This window comes from Mesorhizobium sp. M7A.F.Ca.AU.001.01.1.1 (genome assembly GCF_004022735.1).
Taxonomy (GTDB): domain Bacteria; phylum Pseudomonadota; class Alphaproteobacteria; order Rhizobiales; family Rhizobiaceae; genus Mesorhizobium; species Mesorhizobium ciceri.
The window spans coordinates 1-2,797 of sequence record NZ_RZPF01000788.1; the positions used below are offsets into that span (position 1 = coordinate 1).

Sequence of the window (2,797 nt, forward strand, 5' to 3'; positions counted from 1 at the left end):
ATAGAGGTTCATCAGCACGTCGAGCTGCGCCGGCTTCAAATCGAGCGGCGCAAGTTTCACCGCCAGCGTGCGCTCAAGCACATGGCAGGCGCGCGCCACCGCGACCCAGTTGCGGAAACGCGGGTTGTCCCAAGGCAGCTCTTGTTTATTGTTCATCTTTGAACTATTATGTTCATGCTTGAACGTATGGATGGATTCTCACTATGGCATCATTCGGGCTGAAGGTCATCCGGGGCGTGTTCGGTGCGGCAGAGCGTGTCGCGCCGCGGCTCAGCGGACGCGCGGCGTTCGAATTGTTCTGCCGCACCCCGAATGTCAAGGCGCTCAGCGATGGCGAGCGCCGCGCTGTCGAGCGTGCGACGGGGTTCATGACCGAGGCGCGTCATCACCGGCTGAAGACCGCGACCGGCTGCGTCATGGTGCACGAGTTCCGGCCCGAGCCGGGCAGGGCGGCCGTCGGCACGGTGCTCGTCGTCCATGGCTGGCGCTCGCGCACCGAATATATGCGCGCCTTGATCGAAGGCTATCGCGCCGCCGGCTACAGGGTCGTTTCGCTCGACCTGCCTGGCCACGGCCAGTCGCAGGGCCGGCGCCTGAACATGGTCAATGCGGTGGATGCGGTGCGGGTTGCCGGCGAATGGTTCGGCCCGTTCGCGGCGGCGGTTGGCCATTCCTTCGGCGGCGCCGTCGCCGCCAATGCCATCGCCGGTTCGGTCAAGAACATCCCGCCGCTGGCGGCGGGACGCCTGGTGCTGATCGCGGCGCCAAGTTCCCTGCCGGCGATCTTTGCCGACTTCAGTCATATGTTGAATGTCGGCCCGCGCTCGCAAGCCGCCATGGCGGACCGGGTCGAGCATCTTTCCGGCCGGCCGCTGCACGAATTCACCGGCGACCGCCAGCTCGCCCAGGCACCGGTGCCGACCCTGGTCATCCACGCGCCGGACGACCGCGAAGTCTCGGCCGATCACGCAAGGCGCTATGCCGGTGCCGGCGGCCATGTGCGGCTCTACTGGGCCGACGGGCTTGGCCATCGCCGCATTCTTGCCGACAAGGGCGTGGTCGAACGCGCGGTCGGCTTCGTGACGCATCGCGAGCCATTGCTGCTGCATTGAGCGGCGGTCGAGATTATTTCTTCTGCTCGCCGGGTTCGACCGGCAGTCCGGCGGCCTTCCAGGCGGTGTAGCCGCCGAGGATGTGCTTGACCGGCGAAAGCCCCATGTCCTGCGCCGTCTTTGTGGCCAGGGCAGAGCGCCAGCCGCCGGCGCAGAAGAACACGAAGCTCTTTCCCGAGGCGAAGAACGGCTTGTGGTAAGGGCTTTCGGGGTCGATCCAGAATTCCAGCATGCCGCGCGTGACATGCTTGGCGCCCGGAATCCGGCCGTCGCGTTCCACTTCGCGTGGATCGCGCAGATCGACGAAGATGGTGTCTTCATCGTCGAGCAGCCCGGCCGCTTCCTCCGGCGAAACCACCTCGATCACGGCATTCGCCTCGTCCAGCAGCTCGCGATAACCCTTTTTCACGCTCTCGTCCCTCCCGGCCTTGCTGGCGGATTTCGAGCACACCAGCCGGCGTTTGTCACGCCGCGTTGCCGCCGGCCAACGTCTGCCAGGCAGCCATGGCCCCGGCAACCGTCGCCAGCAGGGCAGCGTGCAAGGCGCCGTCTCGCGCCTGGATCGACATGCCGTGCTGGACCGTGGCGAAGAAGGTCGCGGCAGCGCTCGCGTCGAAATCCGCCGGCAATTCGCCTTCGGCAATACCGCGCTCCAGACGTTTTTGCAGGGCGGTGTGGTTTTCGGCACGACGGCGGCGCAGATCGTCGCAGATGGCGCCGCGGCTCGAATCCTGATGCAGTGCGCCCAGCGTGATCAGGCAGCCCTGCGGGCGATCGCTCTGCGCATAGGCTTTCGCCGTCAGGCACAGGAATTGTTCGATCGCCTGCCGCGCGGTCGGAGCCTCGTCCAATGCCAGCCAGATGTCGGCACCCTCGGTGTGCGAGTAAAAATCCGTCGCCTCCAGGAACAGCGCCTCCTTGCTGCCGAAGGCAGCGTAGAGGCTGGGCGAGTTGATGCCCATGGCGGCGGTCAGTTCGCTCATCGATGCACCTTCGTAACCACGCGCCCAAAACACCTGCATCGCGCAACGCAGGGCTGCGGTTCGATCGAAGGTGCGGGGACGGCCTCGTTCCGACATGACGCTCTTTCTGTGTTGATCGATACATAATTCAGTTGACGCCAGCGGGCAAGGCTGACAGATATTTATGTATCGATCATTACATAAAAGGAGAATTCGATGTCTTCCAGCAGATTGAACGGCAAGGCCGCGCTCGTCACCGGCGGCAGTCGCGGCATCGGCGCAGCGATTGCGCGGAGGCTGGCGGCCGATGGCGCCAGCGTCGCGCTGACCTATGTGCATGGCGAGGAACAGGCCCGCGCTGTCGTCGCCGAGATCGAGGCCAAGGGCGGCCGCGCCATCGCGATCAAAGCCGACAACCGCGATGCGGTCGCCCTAGACAAGGCAGTCGACGACGCCGTAACCGCCTTTGGCCGGCTCGACATCCTGGTCAACAGCGCCGGCATCTGGCGCGCCGCCCCAATCGACACGCTGTCGCTCGCCGATTTCGACGAGACCATGGAGGTCAATCTCCGGGCCCCATTCATCGCTTCCAAGGCCGCGGCCGCCCATATGGGTGAGGGCGGCAGCATCATCTCGATCGGCAGCAACCTTGCCGAGCGGGCCGTCGGCCGGGTTCATGTCGGTGTCGGTCGAACCGGGGTGGACGACATTGGCGGTGATGCC

4 protein-coding genes and 1 pseudogene are annotated in these 2,797 nt (G+C 65.3%); 2 read left to right on the forward strand and 3 right to left on the reverse strand.

The window, feature by feature from the left end; all coding sequences use genetic code 11:
* Positions 1-156, reverse strand: a pseudogene (locus EN884_RS39900) (MarR family transcriptional regulator); the annotation flags it as partial.
* A gap of 47 nt (positions 157-203) precedes the next feature.
* On the opposite strand from EN884_RS39900, the gene EN884_RS31820 reads away from it, so the two are divergent.
* Positions 204-1,112: an alpha/beta fold hydrolase gene (locus tag EN884_RS31820; RefSeq protein WP_027161593.1), complete on the forward strand. Its 909-nt coding sequence runs from the start codon at positions 204-206 to the stop codon at positions 1,110-1,112.
* Positions 1,113-1,125: 13 nt separating this feature from the next.
* Here the strand turns inward: EN884_RS31820 and EN884_RS31825 are convergent, their stop codons facing one another.
* Entirely contained in the window at positions 1,126-1,521 is a 396-nt protein-coding gene (locus EN884_RS31825; RefSeq protein WP_063167993.1) for a rhodanese-like domain-containing protein, read from the reverse strand.
* Between the two features lie 55 nt (positions 1,522-1,576).
* Positions 1,577-2,191 carry a TetR/AcrR family transcriptional regulator gene (locus tag EN884_RS31830; protein WP_063167994.1) on the reverse strand — a complete coding sequence of 205 codons (615 nt, stop codon included), beginning with the start codon at positions 2,189-2,191 and terminating at the stop codon, positions 1,577-1,579.
* A 99-nt stretch (positions 2,192-2,290) separates the two neighbouring features.
* Between EN884_RS31830 and EN884_RS31835 the strand changes: the two genes are divergently transcribed.
* Positions 2,291-2,797, forward strand: a 507-nt coding sequence (locus tag EN884_RS31835) for an SDR family NAD(P)-dependent oxidoreductase (protein WP_245492021.1), incomplete at its 3' end; no start/stop codon positions are given.

Coding starts and splice junctions, on each gene's coding strand:
- EN884_RS31820 (WP_027161593.1), top strand. CDS start 204: ATGGCATCATTCGGGCTGAAGGTCATCCGGGGCGTGTTCGGTGCGGCA.
- EN884_RS31830 (WP_063167994.1), bottom strand. CDS start 2,191: ATGTCGGAACGAGGCCGTCCCCGCACCTTCGATCGAACCGCAGCCCTG.